Source organism: Acinetobacter seifertii (genome assembly GCF_016064815.1).
GTDB lineage: Bacteria > Pseudomonadota > Gammaproteobacteria > Pseudomonadales > Moraxellaceae > Acinetobacter > Acinetobacter seifertii.
Genome location: NZ_CP065820.1, coordinates 3,212,302 through 3,231,527 on the forward strand (window position 1 = coordinate 3,212,302; position 19,226 = coordinate 3,231,527).

Sequence of the window (19,226 nt, forward strand, 5' to 3'; positions counted from 1 at the left end):
GTTTTTAAAATGGTGGCTATGACGAGACTTGAACTTGTGACCCCCGCATTATGAGTGCGGTGCTCTAACCAACTGAGCTACATAGCCGTAAACTGTGTGCGCATTATCTATAGTTCTGTATAGCAGGTCAATACCTCAAAACTCTTTATGCCCACCAAATGAACAAATAAGATTCAGATCATCATTATTTATTCATTTTTTAGTAAATTAAGACTTTAAGCAATTGATCGGGCAGAGAAATATATTAGAGATCTAATACGAGCTTTTTACCTTTAGCTCGCGATACACAAATCATCATGCTCTTTTGTGAAGCCTTTTCTGCATCACTTAAGTATTGATCGAAATGCTCTGCCTCACCTTCTAAAATAGCAGTTTCACACGTACCGCAAACGCCTTCTCGGCATAAACATTCCACATCGATATTTAATGTTTCGATAGCTTGTAAAATAGTCTGGTTACTTTGTACTTCAATTTCTTGATTAGACTTAGCAAGTACTACCGTAAAAGCTTCACCATCTTCAGGAACTGTTGAGGCAAATTGTTCCCAGTGGATATATTCATCGCGATAACGGTGTTTATTACAACAATCAATCACTGCATCAATCATGGATTTAGGACCACATACATAGACATGCGTGCCTTTTGGTTGCGATGAAATGAGTTGATCTAAATTTAATGCGGAACCTTCTGAATCAACATGACTAAACACATGCTCAGCATGTTTCTGCTTTAACTCATCTAACAAAGCCGCATGTTCAGGTGAGCGATAAGCATAATGTAGCTCAAATTCAGCACCACGTGCTGCAAGCTCATCCATTTGTGGCAAGAATGGCGTAATGCCAATACCACCTGCAATTAAAATATGTTTATTGCCTGTTTCAGCTAATGGAAATAAATTTTTTGGTTCTGAAATCTGAATTTCACAGCCTTCATTACATTGATCATGCATGAAAACCGATCCCCCCTTACCTTCCGCATCTTTACGAACGCAGACTTGGTAAGTCGATAGGTCTTGTGTACAGCTCATCAATGAGTAAGCATTTGAAAGTTGCTCATTCATTTTGACAATAATATGGCTTCCCCCACTAAATCGAGGAAAGTTCTGCCCATCTTGACGTTTGAACGTAAACCGTTTGATTAAAGGGGTAAGCTGTTCCACATGAGTAACAACTGCCGGGAACATTTCATAATGACTAGCCATATTAGAATCCTTCTTTTACCGCATATTCTTGTTGTTAGGGCTTATCCTTAAAGCCCTAAACACATGTATTTAATGGTCATGAACTCTTCAAGACCATACTTTGAGCCTTCACGCCCAACACCTGATTGCTTCACACCGCCGAATGGTACAACTTCATTTGAAATTGCTGTGGCATTCATACCGACCATTCCATATTCAAGCTGTTCTGACACTCGCCATAAACGTGAAATATTTTCACTGTAAACGTAAGCTGCCAAACCGAAAATGGTGTCATTGGCCTGAGCAACGACATCTGCTTCATCTGTAAAACGAATAAGTGGTGCGACTGGGCCAAAAATTTCTTCTTGTACAATTTCCATTGTACGATCAACATTGGTTAAAACTGATGGCTCATAAAACGTTTGTCCTAAAGCATGCTGTTTACCGCCACAAGCGACTTTAGCACCTTTACTGACTGCGTCATCAATCAACTGCTGTGCTTTTAACACTGCTTTTTCATTAATTAATGGCCCAATTTGCACGCCATCTTCCAGACCGTTACCGACCTTAAATTTTTGTACCTCTTGTACAAACTTCTCGGCAAAAGCTTGATAAATATTATCGTGTACATAAATGCGGTTAGCACAAACACAAGTCTGGCCTGCATTACGAAACTTGGCAAAAATCGCACCTTGTACAGCTTTATCCAAATCGGCATCATCAAACACAATCAGAGGCGCGTTACCACCCAACTCAAGCGCCAATTTTTTAATGGTGCTTGAACACTGCTGCATGAGTAAACGGCCCACTGGCGTTGAACCAGTGAAAGTCAACTTCTTCACTTTTTCATGTGAAGTAAATACCGAGCCAATTTCTTGAGATTTACCAGTAACAACATTAATCACACCAGCTGGTATACCTGCTTTTTCTGCAAGCTTTGCAATCGCTAATGCACAGTAAGGTGTTTCATTTGCTGGCTTAATCACGACCGTACAACCCGCTGCTAAAGCTGGAGCTGCTTTACGGGTAATCATGGCAATTGGGAAGTTCCAAGGCGTAATCGCAGCCACGACCCCTACAGGTTCTTTACTAATAATAAAACGCTGTTGGTTATTTACGGTTGGAATCACATCGCCATAAATACGCTTGCCTTCTTCAGCAAACCATTGAATAAATGATGCAGCATAACGCACCTCACCTTTTGCTTCTGCTAAAGGCTTGCCTTGTTCAATGGTCATAATCAAAGCAAGTTCATCGGTATGATCAAGAACCAGTTTGTACCAAGCCAATAAAATATCTGCACGATTTTGAGCAGTTAAAGCTTTCCAACTTTGCAAAGCCGTATAAGCAGCCTCAACCGCTTGTGTAGCCTCAGCCACTCCCATATTTGGAATTGTGCCAATTTCTTCGCCTGTAGCTGGGTTAGTCACTGGAACTGTTGCATTTGACTGTGCAGCTAGCCATTGCCCGTTAATATAGGCTTGTTGCTGAAATAATTCAGTGCTTTGTAAACTCGACATATCATCTTCCTAACTGAAGAATCAGGTGTAAGTCATCTTTACACCTGAATAAATCCATTTGTTTTATTTATGGTGCTGCGCCACTAAATGCTGGAAGTAAGCAATACCATGCTCACTAATTCCTGAGCGTTGCTTGTCAGTCATAATACGACCTTGGCCACGATAACCACGTGATTTCAAACCACGTTGTACGCTTTCGACCAAGTTCAAATCTTCAGGACGGAATACATTGCGATACCACTCAATTAAGTCTTTCTGATCTTGAGTGAGTTCTTCGTTCGTGAAGTAAATATCGTAATGCTGCAAAGTCGTTTCTGCATCTACTGGAAACTCATAGATTACCGTCATGAAATTACTGCCTGGCGGTACGTTGAACATGGTACAAGGCCAAGTCCAGAACCCATGAAACTCAGGATCTGTTACTGATGGATCAAGCTTAAATGACTTCTCTGATGAACGGGCAAAACCGTACTGTAAAGTCCAGTTTTGATGTGTTGTGTGCCAATATTTATCAACTTGAACCGAATCGGCAAAACCAGGATGTGCAGGCCCACAGTGATAACACTCTAGATAGTTATCGACAATAACTTTCCAGTTTGCTGGAGTTTCTGTCACAAAGCGTGCTGCCAATTTTAAATCTTTAATTACACTACATGCTTGATTTAAACGCTCAGCAAATTCAGGAAGTTGGTCTTCTACGCATGTCGCATTTTCATCCATATTAATGAAAACAAATCCTGCATATTCCTCAACTTTTAAAGGCACCATGCTTGAGTTTTCTTTATCGAAAGATTCAACATGGTCACAGTTACGTGCCAAAGCCAAGCTACCGTCTAGCTTGAAAGTCCAAGCATGGTATGGGCAGGTAATTACATTTTTTGCTTTACCACTGCCACTTAAAAGCTCGTGACCGCGGTGTGGACAGACATTATAAAACGCACGTAAAACGCTATCTTTACCGCGAATGATGACAATATTTTCACCAATTACTTTACGGGTAATATAGTCATTCGGTTGTGCCAATTCACTGCCATGTGCAACACAAATCCAGCTTTTAGCAAAGATTGCTTCTTTCTCATGCTCAAAAACTTGTGATGAAGTATAGAAAACTTTAGGGAAAGTCCATGCAACATCTGGGTTTGCGCAAAAATCTTCAGGTAATTTTTCAACTGCACTCATGTTTTTACTCCATTAAATTCTTTTCGTCCAAATGACTCGATATTAAATTGATGTCTTTTCGGTACTGCTTAACATGCGGCGTATCGCACTCAGCATGTTTTGATATAACTGTTGAACTTCAGGGCAGTCACGCATAAGTCGTAAACTGCCATGTAGTAAACCTTTGCCTAAATGGAACTCACTCGAGATTCCTGCTTGTTCCAATTTTTGGGTAAAGAAATAACCGTCATCACTTAAAGGGTCATATTCTGCAACTGCGACAAAACTCATAGGCATATCTGAAAAATCAATTGCCAATAAAGGCGCTAGACGTAAATCCTGCCAATCTTGAGAGTTAGGTGCATATTCCTTTAAATAAAAATGCATATCTTCCGTTGTTAATAACGGCGCATGGGCATACTTTTGTGCGGCTGGTGTATCAAGCGCTGTAGTTAAACACGGATAAACCAAAGCCAGTCCTTGAGCTTGCATACCACTTTGCTGCAGATAAACTGCAAGGGCTGCTGCTAAGTTACCGCCTGCACTATCCCCTGCTAGAACGATATTTTCGATATCGATCTGCCAAGCTGAACCATGCTTTTTAAGCCATTGATAAACTGCTAAACAATCTTCAAAAGCTGCTGGAAAGCGGTGCTCTGGTGCCATGCGGTAATCCACACCAATGACAACTGCATTTAAGTCCTGGCACAAATAGCTGGTAATAAATTCATGTGAATCGAGCCCACCGACCATCCAACCGCCGCCATGTAAATACAATACACACGGCCAACCTGACTCAGGTCGATCGGTTTTTGGTAAATACACACGAACAGGAACTTGATACTCATCACTTGCAACAATGCGATCTTCTACTGCAATCTTGCCATCACGTGGCAAAGTGTAGTGTCGACACATCGCGTCATAGGCCGCACGGACTGAGTCAATATCTGCATCTGCTGGTGAATAAATGCTGCTCCAGTACACTAGGCTTTGCATTTCTTCACTTAAGGCATAAGTGTTCTGTTCACGTGTAGTCATTACCGTTCCCTCTAGCTGGTTTTTCTATCCAGTTTGATTGAGCTTGCAAGCTCAAGCTGCATCCGTTTTGCATGTTCATCTTGGGACTGGTTTAAACCAATTTCCTGATCATCATAACCTTGTTGCTCAATTAAATGCGATGGGACTTTGGCATAATCCTGAATCAGCCATTTCACTAAGCCATAGGTTTGAATAAGAATAATCACAATGAATGGTAAAGCCGTCACAATGGTTGCTGTTTTCATTGTGTCCAAAGGCGCTTTACTAAAGATCATGGCAATTGGAACTAAAGTCAGCATGACACACCAGAACAAACGAGCATTTGGTGATGGATCTTGCCCTTCACTTAAACCACGTGTACATGTTGCTGAAACCGCATACCCAACCGCATCCATATGCGCTGCCAAGAACACCACCATAATGCCAAGGAAAATCCACATCATGAGTTTTCCAGCAGGTAACAAGCTGAGCAACTGACCAATTGCAACCTCACCACCTTGTTGGCTTAAGATTTGCGGTACATTGACAGCCCCATGAATAAAGCTATAAACACTGTAGTTTTCAAACACACCAAAGATGAACCAAAGACCAACACTGCCGCCAATCACCATGGCAAAGATGACTTCTTTAATGGTACGGCCTTTAGAAACACGTGTTACAAAGAGTGCTACACCCGGCGCATATGAAATCCACCATAACCAGTAGAAAACAGTCCATTCACGAGTAAACTTGCCGTCACCCATTGGATCAGTAAACAAGCTCATATCAACAAAGTTGGTTGCCATTAACCCGAAACTCATTAATGAATTATTCAAAATGAATTGGGTCGGACCAAAGCACAGTACATAAATCGCAAATAACACCACGCCCAAGCACACCATGTGACTTAAACGTTGCATGCCTTTATCCATACCCACATAAGAACTGAGTGCGAACAGAACCGAAACACCTAAAATAATGATGACCTTAGTCATAAAGGTGTTTGGGATACCTGTGAGCTGAGACAAAATATTGGTAAATGTCACAGCAGTGAGTACCAATGAAATCGTCAATGCACCAAACATGCAAAGCAAGAACATAAGGTCGACTAAACGCCCAACCACGCCAGTTGATTTAAAGCCTGTTACAGCCTCAATCACAGAAGCCAAACTTAAACCTTTATTTTTTCGCACATGGTAGCTGTAGCACAAAGAAATTGATGCCAATGCATAAATTGCCCAAGCACTTAAACCAGAGTGAAAAAACGAGTACGCCACGCTATATTTCAATGCTTCTGCTGACTCAGGCGGTAAGCTCAAACCCGGCGTTTGATAATAGTAAGCCCAGTCCAAGAAGCCCCAGTACAGTGTAGAAGACCCAATACCTGACAAAATGAACATAAAAATCCATGACATCGTGGTGTATTGAGGCTTTCCTTCACCTAGTTTGATTTTTCCGTATTTACTAAAGGCCAGACCAAAAGTAAAAATGATAGCTAAAAAAGCAAACAGTAATACTGGTGTTGTAAACATCGATGTCGTCCACTGCATCCATGTTGCAGCAATCTTAATCGACTCTTGCGAATAAATCGCCAGGCCAGCAACTGAAATAAATACAAACAGTAAGCTGGTTACGGCAAGAACTTTATCCGTATAAATTTTTGTGTTTTGATTATCCATATCCATACATCCATTTTTGGATGGCGTTATTCCATAGCGAACACGTCCATTTTAATTTGGGCTACACACGATGCAATTGCATCTCCTACCTCATAAGTTTTTGCCTGACCGCCGATATCGGCTGTCTTTGGCCCATTAATTAATACATGCTCAATCGCCTGCATAATGTCCTGACCTGCTTGGATGCAGCGCTCGTCTTCTTCACCAAAGAACTCGAACATCATGGCACCCGACCAAATCGCAGCAATTGGGTTAGCAATTTGTTTACCGTAAATATCTGGTGCCGAACCATGTACAGGTTCAAACAATGATGGAAATTTTCTTTCTGGGTTTAAATTTGCTGAAGCAGCCAAACCAATGGTTCCCGTACATGCAGGACCTAAATCGGAAAGAATGTCGCCAAATAAATTCGATGCTACAACCACATCAAAACGCTCAGGTTGCAACACAAAACGCGCCGCTAAAATATCAACATGCTGTTTATCAGCCTGAATTTGTGGATATTGTTTTGCCATCGCGTCAACGCGTTCATCCCAGTACGGCATGCTGACAGCAATACCATTGGACTTAGTCGCTGCTGTAATTTTTTTCGCATCACGCTGATTTGCAAACTCAAATGCATAGCGCAAAATTCGATCTACACCATGGCGTGTAAATACTGCTTCTTGTAAAACAAACTCTCGGTCTGTCCCTTCAAAAGCTTTACCACCAATGGCTGAGTACTCACCTTCACTGTTTTCACGAACCACGTAAAAATCGATGTCGCCCGGTTTTTTACCTACTAATGGACATTTTACACCCGGCATTAAGCGCACTGGACGTAAATTTACATATTGGTCAAAGCGACGACGGAACTGAAGTAGCGAACCCCAAAGTGAAATATGGTCGGGTACTTTATCCGGCCAGCCTACAGCGCCAAAATAGATCGCATCGAAACCTTGCAAGGTTTCAAACCAGTCATCTGGCATCATTTTGCCGTGCTCAAGATAGTAATCGCAGCTTGCCCAATCAAAAGCATCGAGTTGAAGCTCAATACCATGCTTCTCTGCCGCTGCCTTTACAACCTTAATGCCTTCTGGTAGAACTTCTAAACCAATGCCATCGCCTGCAATCGTGGCAACTTTATATCTTTTTGCCATAAGCTTCCTTCACACCTTCGACTAATATCCTTGTATGGCTTAAACATGCTGTTTTAAGCAAAAATGATCAACAACGGAACTATCACTCCAATGGACACGGATCGTGAATAATCTACCTAACCTATCGGATTTAAAGGTTTTTTGCACAGTCGCCAAACTAAAAAGTTTTGTCGAATCTGCTGAGGAACTTGGGACATCGCCAGCTTTTATTAGCAAGCGAATTAATATTTTAGAAAACACATTAAGCTGCAAACTTTTTCATCGCAGTACACGTCACGTTAGCTTGACGGAAGATGGCAAACTTATTCTTGAGAGAGTTTCAAATATTCTTGAAGAATTTGATGAAGTTTGTGAACTGGTCAATAACCCGCTTAGTACGCCCACAGGTCGTATGGATATTATTAGTAGCTTTGGTTTTGGCAGAAAGCATATCGCACCAATTTTGTCTAAGTTAATGATGCTTTATCCAAAGCTTCAAATACATTTTGACACCATCGACAATACCAAAGATCTGATTCAACACAGTATTGATTTAGACATCAGGATTGGTAATGAAATTGCGCCAAACATGATTGCGAAGAAGTTAGCCTCTAACTTTCGAATTTTATGTGCAGCACCAAGCTATTTACTTAAACACGGCGTACCAGACAGTATTGAAGATTTGCAAACACATGATTGTTTGACGATTAGTGAGCGTGATCAATCATCTGTATTATGGAAATTTAGACATGCTTCTGAAGATGTCTCCGTGCATATCAAACCACGTTTTGTTTCTAATAACGGCGAAATTATTCATCAACTTGCTATAGAAGGTCACGGTATTATTTTCCGATCAATTTGGGATGTTGCAGATGAGTTGATTACCGGCCAACTCCAACATATTTTGCCTGAGTACTGGCAAGATGCAGACGTCTGGGCAGTTTATCCATCACGACTCAAAAGCTCATCTAAATTACAAACTTGCATTTTGTTTATTCAAAATGAATTACTTAATCGCTTGCAACATGTGCAAAACCTAAATCGTGGACAACTGATTTCACCAGCCGTCAAACGAGAACCGCCGCCTGAAAAAGTCTTTCTATAAAAAAGCCCTAAGTGAGGCTATTCACTTAGGGCACTAGTTTGCTTTTAAATTTTAGAAATAATATCCAATTGAAAGATAAAACATTTTATCCCAGTCATTACTGCTGCCTTGTGCAAGGCCATTTGCCCCACCACCTACCATTGGGTCATTCTTACTCATAATATATTCACCCTGAATACCAATGGCTTTGTAATTAAAATAAACACCTGCAATTAAGCGTTCAGAGTCTTTATAGCCTTCCTCATCTTTGAAAAAGCGACTATGAGAAATATAAGGCTTAATGTTGGTAAGTTGATGAAATGGCTGAGCAAAGGTGTAATTAATTTCATTGACTAAATACTTACCTTTATTGGCGACTTGATATGGATAATCAAATGCACCAATGGTTGAACTATTTGGAAATAAATCATCCCCATTGGTCACATCTTGCTTACCTGCCAAGAACATCCATTGCCATGCTTGATATTGGGTTTGAGCAAAAATATTCCATGATTTACGGTGTCCATCTATATTTGTTCTTTTATTTTCTAAATCAGAATACCAAGCTGCCCCACCTAGTTCCGTCGAAAAATTTCGCGTCTTATCAAGCTCAAATTTTCTAGATGCTCGAGCAATCCACATATTTTTTTCTTCAATACTGGTTCCATTAGACAAATCGTCTGCCTCAACAAAATTACCACTGTAACGGCTTGAATCCTTTGACGTTCCCTTATAATTTCCTCCATCTGTTGGATAGAAACCTAAGGTCAAATTGTATTTGTTATCTGCAAATTTATATTTAATACCTAAATTATCAATATCTTCTAAACCAACGGTATTTAAAAGCGTCTCGTAATAACTGCTGCCCCAAAATTCTCCAAAGCCAAAATCAACAGGCTGCAAACCTACCGTAATTCTTTGCTGGTCAGATAGCTTATAGCCTGCCCATGCTTTTTTTAGGAAAATTGCGTCACATAGGCGATTATATTGGTAACAACGGGCATCTAGACCTGCAATCCAATCTGGATTTTCATAACCCAACACTAATTTAATGTCTGTGAGTCGCCAGTCATCATTTTGAGAACCTTCATTGGCCCCAACCACATAATCCTTATGCAAATAACGGGAACGTACCGCACCAGACACTTTAAATTGACCCGAATCTAAAGTTGGATCACCCCAACTCAAATCAGCCGCAGAGACTTGTACATCCGCAGATAAACTCAAAATTCCTAAAAATAATAATGACCTTTTCATGTCTTCAACATCCTTGTTAAGTGTTATAAGAACATGAAGAAATTGAGTTAGACAAACAATGCCGGAACTATAAAGTCGGTCTTTACAAACTGTGTTTAATCAAAAAATGAGCATAAAAAAAGACCACGCAGGAGCGTGGTCTGTAAAATGGTGGCTATGACGAGACTTGAACTTGTGACCCCCGCATTATGAGTGCGGTGCTCTAACCAACTGAGCTACATAGCCGTAAACTGTGCGCGCATTATCTTAGCTTCTTTACCGCGCGTCAAGAAAAATTTTAAATAAAATGAGGTGAAGTGAGCCTATAAGCCGGGTTCTGTCGAGGATGGTCATTCCTCTAGGCGTACAATCACTCATACGCTCAAGCGACCTACCCGAATCCAGTACGGGCCGCACCTAGGATTCCTATTTGGTCTTGCTTCTGGTGGGGTTTGCCATGCCGTGAACTGTTACCAGACACGCGGTGCGCTCTTACCGCACCCTTTCACCCTTACCTCACGAATGAGGCGGTCTACTCTCTGCTGCACTTTCCGTCGGCTTTCACCGCCCAGGCGTTACCTGGCACCCTGCCCTATGAAGCCCGGACTTTCCTCTCCTGCTTCAGTCACGAAGACCTCCACAGCAGCGACCATCCAGCTCACTTCAGGGGCGCATATTAACAAATTTATTCACTAATTGCTTGTGCTTTTTTGAGCAATTAATCTTTTATATTTGTCTAATAGCTGTTCTTCCGTCTCCTCATGCTGCGGATCTTTAGGAATACAGTCTACTGGACAAAATAATTGACACTGTGGCTGGTCATGGTGACCAACGCACTCTGTACATAAATCTGGATGAATTTCATAAATCACTTCACCCATAAAAATAGCTTCATTTGGGCAAACTGGTTCACAAACATCACAGTTTATGCACTCATCGGTGATATATAACGACACTTTACCAACCTTGTTGATGTTTACGTTCAAAAGCTTCTACCACAGCTTGCGGAACAAACTTGGTTACATCACCTCTTAAGCGTGCAATTTCTCGAATCAACGTCGAAGAAATAAAAGAATACTGTTCAGAAGGTGTTAAGAACACTGCTTCGAAATGTGGGTCCAACTGGCGATTCATATTAGCCAATTGAAACTCATATTCAAAATCAGAAACTGCTCTTAAACCGCGAAGTACCGCTGTAGCCTTTTGTTCTTTGAAAAAATTAACCAGTAAGCCATCAAAACCTACAAACTCAACATTTGATAGATGACCTAATGATGATTGTGCCAGTGCAACTCTCTCTTCTAGACTGAACAAAGGGTTCTTATGATGTCCAATTGCAATCGCTACTACGACCTCATCAAACATTCTTGATGCTCTAGTAACTAAATCAACGTGCCCATTTGTGATAGGGTCAAATGTTCCAGGATAAATTACACGCGTTTTAGACATCCGCTAGTACTCTAATTGTATTGTGCGCCTATTTTAGCAAAAGTTATACATTAGGCGAAATATTGATATGTGGGAAAAAACTTCACCTTGGCATCAGTTTACGGCACAATAGAGGCAATTGTGGAAGTTTGAATTATGGCGAAAGCAACAGTAGTTAAGAAACATAATGGCGGAACCATCGCACAAAACAAACGTGCCCGTCATGATTATTTTATCGAAGAAAAATTTGAAGCAGGCATGTCACTTCAAGGTTGGGAAGTGAAATCCTTACGTGCTGGGCGTATGACTTTGACAGAAAGTTATGTCATTTTCAAAAATGGCGAAGCATTTTTACTTGGCTCACAAATTCAGCCTTTATTATCGGCTTCAACCCATGTTGTTCCTGAAGCAACACGTACTCGTAAGTTATTGCTCTCTCGACGTCAGCTTGAACACCTCATGGGTGCAGTTAACCAAAAAGGTTACTCATGCGTTCCTTTGGCGTGTTACTGGAAAGGTCATTTAGTTAAGCTGGAAATTGCGCTTGTGAAAGGTAAACAGCTTCACGACAAACGTGCGACTGAAAAAGACCGCGACTGGCAGCGTGATAAAGCCCGTATATTTCATAAGTAATTTAGTAAAAAAGCCTCTTTTAGAGGCTTTTTTTATATCGCATGATTTACTTAACTTAATCTATATAAAAGACCAGCGATATATTCACCAAACCATTTAGCAGTATCTAAATCACCTTGTGGCGGGGTAATCTCAACAGGTGCATTATCTGACTGTGTCATTAAGCCCAAACAACTTGATAAACGGTTTAAATCAGTTTCAGTATGACCAGTTGTCATTAAAGGCAAACCAGACCACAGCATGCCGTGTTGCATCGCAAAAATATTAAGCTGCTGCAAAACTGCAAGCTTATCACCACTCAAACCACCCGAATTTGCAAAACCAGCAGCCAACTTGCCTTGCCATAACCGATTTTTCCAGCGTTTGGATGTGCTATCCATAAACTTTTTAAAATCAGCAGTTACACTGCCCATATAGGTTGGCGAGCCAAAAATAATTCCCTGTGAAGCGTCTAAAACATCCCAGTCAATGTGCTCAATATTCATCACATGTACTTTAACGCCCATCACTTCCGCTCCAGCAGCAATAGCAGAAGCTACCTTTGCAGTGTGGCCATAAGGGCTGTGATAGACAATTGAGAGATGTTTTTCAGGCAAAGACATAAGTTTAATAATTTGAGCGATTTTTTGTATTTTAGCATTTTATTAAAACTTGCTAAACCGCGATCTGTGAATATCAAAAATTAGCTTTTTAAGGGATTATTTGAGTCAATATTAAAAATCCAAAAATAAAAAAAATCTCCTATATTATTTAAAAATCTAAATAACATAAGAGATTGATATCACAACAATCACACTTCTTAAAGTGAATTGCGATTTTTATAAACTACATAAATACAAAAGTTGCCATACGTCCCGTTTTAGCATTACGGCGGTAAGAGAAATACTTATCTTGCTGTTGATATGAGCACTGGTCTCCACCTAAAACTTGTTTCACGCCGAGTCTTTGCAAAATAAAGCGAGCAATCGCATATAAATCTGCATGAAATTTATCTGGTACCGCTCCATCAACAAAAGCTGTTTCCAATTCAGGATACTTACTACAAAAAGCAGTTTTTACTTCGGCTCCAATTTCAAAGCAGGGTTGGCTAATCGCAGCTCCTAACCATGCCCAAGTTGGAGGATTTTGCATAGCAGCAATTGTATTTTCAATAATACCACCTGCCAAACCTCGCCATCCTGCATGTAAGTTAGCGACCTCAGTGCCCTCTGCATTGCCAAGTACCACAGGTAAACAATCGGCTGTCATCATCATTAATGCATGGCCTTTGGTTTGAGTAACCAAGCCATCACCTATTAATGCCGTAAAGGGAATTTGTTCATTTACCGTATGACAAATCGTGCTATGTGTTTGGGTCATCCATGTCATTTTCTTAACGCCAAACTGAGCAAACTCATCTAAAAGCATCATTCGATGCTGCTGAACGCGTCCAGCTTCATCATTAACATGCAAAGCAAGATTAAAACCCGTTAATTCAGTTTGGTCCGTTGGCAATGCCAAAGGATGTTGAATACGCGTCTGCCCTACAAAAACACCTTGTGGTAAACCTTGAACAAATTCCATAATTCAGTTCCTTAGTAGGCTGCGTTTTCTGAACGTAACACATTTACCAACTGAGTAAAATCTTCAGGCCACGGCGCTTCAAATTGCATTTCTTCACCAGTACGCGGATGTTTCAAGCCTAATTTAGCTGCATGTAATGCTTGACGTTTAAAACCACGTAAAGTTTCAATGAGTAATTCAGATGCACCAGCAGGCACACGTACACGGTTCATATAAACCTGATCACCAATCAAGCCATAGCCAATATAGCTAAAGTGCACGCGAATCTGATGAGTTCGTCCTGTTTCTAGACGCGCTTGTACACGAGTGAAGTCTTTAAAACGTTCTTTTACATTGTAGTGAGTCACTGCATCGCGTCCGCCCGGTAAAATCGCCATTTTCACACGGTCTACCGGATGACGTTTAATCGGCTCATCAATCGTACCGCCAGCAATGATATTTCCATAAACAACTAAGTCATATAAGCGGTAAACCGATTTATTTGCCAACTGCTTACTTAAAGAAAATTGGGCTTCTAGCGTTTTTGCAACAACCAATAAACCACTCGTATCTTTATCAATACGATGTACTAAACCAGCACGTGAAAGCTCTGCCAGTTTTGGGAAATGGTAAAGCAATGCATTCACTAATGTTCCTGAACTATTACCCGCTCCAGGATGGACCACCATACCGACTGGTTTATTAATAACTAAAATATCTTCATCTTCATAAACAATATCAAGTGGGATATTTTCAGGCTGACTGGTCGTCTGTGCTTCTAACTCAACATTTAAAGTTAGGGTTTCAATGCCCTCACAACGATATTTAGGTTTTACGATGTTACCATTTACCAACAGATGACCTTCCTTCATCCATTGTTTCAGTTTTTCGCGGGAGAACTCACTCCACACCATAGCTGCAACTTGGTCGATACGTTGCCCTAAGTAGCTTTCATCCAACTGAACTTGCAACGATAAACGTGTTGCAGTTGTATCAGAAGTATGGTTATCTGCATCCTCAGAATCTTCAAGTAAATTGAAGTCAGTTTCAGAGAAGTTTGTGTTTGAAGATTGTGCTGAAGTCATTTGATCATTGAGATAAAAGTGGTTTAATAGCGCAATTGTAGCTCATTGCCCAACATAACAGAGGAGTTTTTATGTCGCTACCACGTTATAAAATTACGATGCTTGCCCTATCTTTAGGTTTAGCGTCTGCATTTGTGGGCTGTAGCAGCAATCCAAGTAAAAAAGAAGTGGTCGATACTGGGCCTCAATCTAGTGAACAAGCGTATTTTGACAAAGCTCAAAAATCTCTTGATCGTGGGCAATATCTTGACGCTGCTAAATCTTTAGAAGCGATTGATACCTATTATCCAACTGGACAATACGCACAACAAGCACAACTTGAACTTCTCTATTCAAAATTTAAACAAAAAGATTATGAAGGCGCGATTGCTTTAGCTGAACGCTTTATTCGTTTAAATCCTCAACATCCAAATGTAGATTACGCTTACTACGTTCGCGGCGTATCTAACATGGAACTGAACTATGATAGCTTGTTGCGTTACACATCTTTGCAACAATCTCATCGTGACATCAGTTATTTAAAAGTTGCTTATCAAAACTTCGTTGACCTGATTCGCCGCTTCCCAAGCAGCCAATATTCTGTCGATGCAGCACAGCGTATGAAGTTTATTGGTCAAGAGCTTGCTGAAAGTGAAATGAATACTGCTCGCTTTAACGTTAAACGTAAAGCATGGGTTGCAGCGGCTGAGCGTTCGCAATGGGTAATTGAACACTACCCACAAACACCTCAAGTGCCAGAAGCCCTAGCAACTTTGGCATATAGCTATGACCAACTGGGTGATAAAGCAACTTCACAACAATACATCGAAGTTCTGAAACTTAACTATCCTAGCCTTGTTAATAAAAATGGCACGGTAAATATGCGCGCTGCGCGTAAAGAAGGCAACTGGATTAACCGTGCTACCTTAGGTATTCTTGGTCGCGAATCTAAATCTGTAGCAGCTGAAACAGCTACTCCAGTTGAACCAAAACGAAGTCTACTTAACCGTGTAAGCTTTGGCTTAATGGGTAGTTCAGGTAAAGAAGAAACTCAAGAAACAACCCAAGCACCAGTTGAGACTCCAAAATCTGAACGCAGTTGGACTAACCGTTTAAGCTTCGGTTTACTTGATAAACCAGAAAAAGCAGCAGAAGGTGCAACAACTGCACCAGCAGCATCTTCGACTGAAGCGGGCGACGCTGCTCAATAAGCAATAACAGCTTAAAAATAACCAACAAACAGGCAAGTGATATGACTTGCCTGTTTGTTTTTATAAAATAGTAAAATATTTATCGGGCATATCTCGTTTCATCATGTCAGAATAATCTGACCTATCGCATCATTAGTTTAAACACGGTTATCTGAATTATGGCAATTCCACAGCATACGATTGATCAGATTCTAGATCGCACAGATATTGTCGATCTAATCGGTCAACGTGTGAAATTGAAAAAGACCGGACGAACATATTCTGGTTGTTGCCCTTTTCATCAAGAGAAAACTCCATCATTCCATGTTTATCGCGATAAACAGTACTATCACTGCTTCGGCTGCCAAGCAAACGGTAATGCCATTCGTTTCTTAATGGATATTGATAACCGAAACTTTATCGATGTGATGAAGGAGTTATCCAGTAATGCGGGTATCGAATTACCCAAAGACAATACTGATAATAAAAAACTGTCTTATACACGCCAAGTTACCAAGCCACCAGTTCCAGCAAAACCAGTTGTAGAACCAAATACTCAAGCACCTATAGATGATCAGTACAATACGCTTGAACCAGTATATTTTGATGATCCTTTTGCACAGTTCGAACAGCCATTTAGTTTTGATGAACCTGTACAAGAAGGTAATTTATACGACCTTTTGGAAAATATTGCTCAATTTTACGAGCACCAACTACCTACAAGTCAAAAAGCTAAAAAGTACTTTAAACAACGCGGCCTAACCGACCAAACAATTCAATTCTGGCGTTTAGGTTATGCTCCCGAAGACTGGCAACATTTAGAAAAAGCTTTCCCTTACGACATTGAAGGCTTAAAGCAACTTGGACTCATTCGTTCCAGTGACAGTGGTCGCGATTTTGACCTTTTACGCGATCGTGTGATTTTCCCAATTCGAGACCCGAAAGGCCGTGTAGTCGGGTTTGGTGGTCGTGCGCTCAATGACGAAATTAAACCCAAATACATTAACTCACCAGACTCAGAAGTTTTCCATAAAAACCAATTACTTTATGGTTTATATGAAGGCAGAAAATTAAAGTCTAATGACTGGTTAATGGTTGAAGGATATATGGATGTCATTGCTTTACAGCAATATGGCATTACTGGTGCTGTCGCAACTTTAGGAACGGCGAGTAATACAGAACATCTTAATATTTTATTTAAACAAAATAATAGAATTACGATTGCCTTTGATGGTGATGCTGCTGGTCAAAAAGCAGCACGTCGAACTTTAGAAATTGCATTACCATTACTCAACGACGGTCGTGAGCTTAAATTCTTTGTATTACCAAATGACCACGATCCAGACTCCTTAATCCGACGTGAAGGGCTCGAAAACTTCCAAAAGTTATTGGACCAAGCTCCGTTACTATCGGATTTTGTTTTCGCTCATCTTACTGGTCAGCATAATATCAGTACGCCTGAAGGGAAGAGTCTTGTCATGGGTGAGTTAAGAGAACTCACCGAGTTATTACCCAAACAAGGTTCCTTCCGCTATCTATTAACTCAATCTTTCCGTGAAAAATTAGGTTTAGGCAAGCGCTTTACCCCACAAGTTAGTCATGATGCATCGTTGTCATTTAATATCCAAACAAAAGATGAAGACTTTGCTGTTGCAATTTTGATGCACCACCCTTTCCTTTATATTCATTTTGAAGGATTACGTGCCTATATTCCGCAGGATGAATTATTAGCTAAAATATTAGCCATTTTAAACCGTATATTTGATGAATTGCCTGATGACCAAGAGCTAGCGACGTATTATGTTTTGGGTGCATGTAGCACTTATTGTCATGAAGTTGCAGATATTATGCAAAGAACCAATATTCAGGCATTAACTCAGGCACCTGAAGTAGCAGATAAACTTGCTAAAGAATATGCATTGGGTTTACAAGAAAGATATTTACGTCAAAAACTGAAATCTAAAATTTCATTAGTTGAGTCAAGAAACTTAAGACAACAACTCAATGAGCTCACCAAACAAATTAGCTTAAGACTGCTCTCTTAGTTTTTAGGCTTTCGCTCATGGTCAAATACATCCTGTAAATGCTGTTGTAACCACTCAAAGTAATCAGGACTTTCTGCTTTAGCAGCTTCACGTAACAACATAGAGGTTGGATGCATTAACTTTTGTGTCAAGCGGTGAGCAAATTCTTTGAGAACTTGCTCTGGATTGACACCATTGTGCAAAGTATTCAAGGCATGAGTAAGCTCTTGCTGACTAATTTCCTCACTATGTTGGCGATAAGCATGGATTGTACCTCCCGCTTCTTTGACTTTTTGGTGCGTAATCAATTGAGTTGCTAATTGATTCACCATGACTTCAGCTTCAACAGCCGCCTGACGACGTTGAGCCAAGTTTTCATCAATTACGCTTTGTAAGTCATCGACCCCGTATAAATAGACTCCATCAAGTGACTCAACTTTAGGGTCAATATCACGCGGTACTGCTAAATCCACCATCAACATTTGCTGATAACGACGTTTTTTCAATGCACTTTTGACATCCGCATAAGCAATCACTTGATGCAAACTGCCTGTACAACTTGAAACAACATCAGCACGATATAGATTTTCTGATAAAGCTGAAAAATCAATAATCTCAACTTCAACTTGATGTGCAATTTCTTGTGCTAACTGGTCAGCACGTTCACGACTGCGATTACAAATAATAATCTTGGCAACACCCATTTCTGCTAAGTGCTTAGCCACCAGACTATTCATTTCGCCTGCCGCAACCACCATCACTGTGAGCTTTTCAGGTTTACTAAAGACTTGTAAAGCTAATTGTGCAACCGCATAACCCATTGAAACTGCATGACTACCTACAGCCGTTTCTGACCGAACACGTTTAGCCGCGTAGAAAGCATATTCAAACACGCTATTTAATTCAGGAGAGACCGTCTGCGCTTCTTTAGACAATGCTAAAGCACTTTTTACCTGCCCTAAAATTTGTGGCTCACCCAACATGAGTGAATCTAAACCACTTGCGACACGCATTAAATGTGTGATGGCTTGAGCATTTTCGTAACGATAAACATGATGAATTAAATGCTTTACATCAATATTATTGGCGTCGGCTAACCATTTCAGAAGGCTTTCGGCATCTTCCGCCATGGCGTAGACTTCTGTACGGTTACAGGTCGAGACAACCACTAAGTCTTTTAAAGACTCGTGATAACGTTGCTCGGCAAGCAAAGTACTTAATCGCTCTGCATTGAAAGCAATTTGCTCGCGGAGTTCTACAGAAGCTGTTTGATGGTTGACACCCAATGCAAAGAAAGACATATCAGATCATCATTTCGCTAAATTTATGCTATTGTGCAACATCGGTGTCATA

17 protein-coding genes, 2 tRNA genes and 1 other RNA gene are annotated in these 19,226 nt (G+C 40.6%); 4 read left to right on the forward strand and 16 right to left on the reverse strand.

All coding sequences use genetic code 11. The features are described from left to right. Positions 1 to 10: 10 nt before the first annotated feature. The 7 genes from I8T81_RS14740 to I8T81_RS14770 all read right to left on the reverse strand — a co-directional run bounded on the left by I8T81_RS14740 (position 11) and on the right by I8T81_RS14770 (position 7,693). A tRNA-Met gene (locus I8T81_RS14740) sits at positions 11 to 87 on the reverse strand. 157 nt (positions 88 to 244) lie between these two features. Then, entirely contained in the window at positions 245 to 1,201 is a 957-nt protein-coding gene (gene cntB / locus I8T81_RS14745) for a carnitine monooxygenase, reductase subunit CntB (protein ID WP_198071550.1), read from the reverse strand. A 47-nt stretch (positions 1,202 to 1,248) separates the two neighbouring features. Next, positions 1,249 to 2,700 (reverse strand): NAD-dependent succinate-semialdehyde dehydrogenase, encoded by a 1,452-nt coding sequence (locus tag I8T81_RS14750; RefSeq protein WP_198071551.1) that lies wholly within the window; start codon positions 2,698 to 2,700, stop codon positions 1,249 to 1,251. Between the two features lie 63 nt (positions 2,701 to 2,763). Next, the gene (gene cntA, locus I8T81_RS14755) at positions 2,764 to 3,879 is read right to left on the reverse strand and encodes a carnitine monooxygenase subunit alpha (protein WP_002120432.1); all 1,116 of its coding nucleotides are present in this window, start codon (positions 3,877 to 3,879) and stop codon (positions 2,764 to 2,766) included. A gap of 42 nt (positions 3,880 to 3,921) precedes the next feature. Beyond that, positions 3,922 to 4,896: an alpha/beta hydrolase gene (locus I8T81_RS14760; protein WP_198071552.1), complete on the reverse strand. Its 975-nt coding sequence runs from the start codon at positions 4,894 to 4,896 to the stop codon at positions 3,922 to 3,924. Positions 4,897 to 4,907: 11 nt separating this feature from the next. Further along, entirely contained in the window at positions 4,908 to 6,560 is a 1,653-nt protein-coding gene (locus I8T81_RS14765; RefSeq protein WP_198071553.1) for a BCCT family carnitine transporter, read from the reverse strand. 20 nt (positions 6,561 to 6,580) lie between these two features. Further along, on the reverse strand, positions 6,581 to 7,693 hold the full coding sequence (locus I8T81_RS14770; RefSeq protein ID WP_198071554.1) for a tartrate dehydrogenase: 1,113 nt from the start codon (positions 7,691 to 7,693) through the stop codon (positions 6,581 to 6,583). Positions 7,694 to 7,796: 103 nt separating this feature from the next. On the opposite strand from I8T81_RS14770, the gene I8T81_RS14775 reads away from it, so the two are divergent. After that, positions 7,797 to 8,777: a LysR family transcriptional regulator gene (locus I8T81_RS14775; RefSeq protein ID WP_004710275.1), complete on the forward strand. Its 981-nt coding sequence runs from the start codon at positions 7,797 to 7,799 to the stop codon at positions 8,775 to 8,777. A gap of 51 nt (positions 8,778 to 8,828) precedes the next feature. Here I8T81_RS14775 and I8T81_RS14780 read toward each other — a convergent pair whose 3' ends face one another. From I8T81_RS14780 to coaD, 5 genes are all read right to left on the reverse strand, one after another. Next, positions 8,829 to 10,013 carry a porin gene (locus tag I8T81_RS14780; RefSeq protein WP_198071555.1) on the reverse strand — a complete coding sequence of 395 codons (1,185 nt, stop codon included), beginning with the start codon at positions 10,011 to 10,013 and terminating at the stop codon, positions 8,829 to 8,831. A gap of 148 nt (positions 10,014 to 10,161) precedes the next feature. Beyond that, positions 10,162 to 10,238, reverse strand: a tRNA-Met gene (locus I8T81_RS14785). A gap of 64 nt (positions 10,239 to 10,302) precedes the next feature. After that, an RNA gene (gene rnpB / locus I8T81_RS14790) (RNase P RNA component class A) lies at positions 10,303 to 10,657 on the reverse strand. A 27-nt stretch (positions 10,658 to 10,684) separates the two neighbouring features. Then, complete coding sequence (locus I8T81_RS14795; RefSeq protein ID WP_004703368.1) at positions 10,685 to 10,948, reverse strand: YfhL family 4Fe-4S dicluster ferredoxin; 264 nt, start codon at positions 10,946 to 10,948, stop codon at positions 10,685 to 10,687. Between the two features lies 1 nt (position 10,949). Next, positions 10,950 to 11,441 (reverse strand): pantetheine-phosphate adenylyltransferase, encoded by a 492-nt coding sequence (coaD, locus tag I8T81_RS14800; RefSeq protein WP_004703369.1) that lies wholly within the window; start codon positions 11,439 to 11,441, stop codon positions 10,950 to 10,952. 135 nt (positions 11,442 to 11,576) lie between these two features. On the opposite strand from coaD, the gene smpB reads away from it, so the two are divergent. After that, positions 11,577 to 12,053 (forward strand): SsrA-binding protein SmpB, encoded by a 477-nt coding sequence (gene smpB, locus I8T81_RS14805; protein WP_004641603.1) that lies wholly within the window; start codon positions 11,577 to 11,579, stop codon positions 12,051 to 12,053. Positions 12,054 to 12,103: 50 nt separating this feature from the next. Here the strand turns inward: smpB and I8T81_RS14810 are convergent, their stop codons facing one another. The 3 genes from I8T81_RS14810 to rluD all read right to left on the reverse strand — a co-directional run bounded on the left by I8T81_RS14810 (position 12,104) and on the right by rluD (position 14,680). Continuing rightward, positions 12,104 to 12,655: a flavodoxin family protein gene (locus I8T81_RS14810; protein WP_134262138.1), complete on the reverse strand. Its 552-nt coding sequence runs from the start codon at positions 12,653 to 12,655 to the stop codon at positions 12,104 to 12,106. Between the two features lie 223 nt (positions 12,656 to 12,878). Continuing rightward, positions 12,879 to 13,616 carry a peptidoglycan editing factor PgeF gene (gene pgeF / locus I8T81_RS14815; RefSeq protein WP_198071556.1) on the reverse strand — a complete coding sequence of 246 codons (738 nt, stop codon included), beginning with the start codon at positions 13,614 to 13,616 and terminating at the stop codon, positions 12,879 to 12,881. An 11-nt stretch (positions 13,617 to 13,627) separates the two neighbouring features. Then, on the reverse strand, positions 13,628 to 14,680 hold the full coding sequence (rluD, locus tag I8T81_RS14820; protein WP_004703372.1) for a 23S rRNA pseudouridine(1911/1915/1917) synthase RluD: 1,053 nt from the start codon (positions 14,678 to 14,680) through the stop codon (positions 13,628 to 13,630). A gap of 71 nt (positions 14,681 to 14,751) precedes the next feature. Between rluD and I8T81_RS14825 the strand changes: the two genes are divergently transcribed. Then, on the forward strand, positions 14,752 to 15,870 hold the full coding sequence (locus tag I8T81_RS14825) for an outer membrane protein assembly factor BamD (protein ID WP_077164617.1): 1,119 nt from the start codon (positions 14,752 to 14,754) through the stop codon (positions 15,868 to 15,870). 158 nt (positions 15,871 to 16,028) lie between these two features. Then, positions 16,029 to 17,894 carry a DNA primase gene (locus tag I8T81_RS14830; protein WP_198071557.1) on the forward strand — a complete coding sequence of 622 codons (1,866 nt, stop codon included), beginning with the start codon at positions 16,029 to 16,031 and terminating at the stop codon, positions 17,892 to 17,894. Here the strand turns inward: I8T81_RS14830 and hemA are convergent. Continuing rightward, complete coding sequence (hemA, locus tag I8T81_RS14835; protein WP_019456638.1) at positions 17,891 to 19,174, reverse strand: glutamyl-tRNA reductase; 1,284 nt, start codon at positions 19,172 to 19,174, stop codon at positions 17,891 to 17,893. The two genes, I8T81_RS14830 and hemA, sit on opposite strands and share 4 nt — an antisense overlap. Between the last annotated feature and the right edge of the window lie 52 nt (positions 19,175 to 19,226).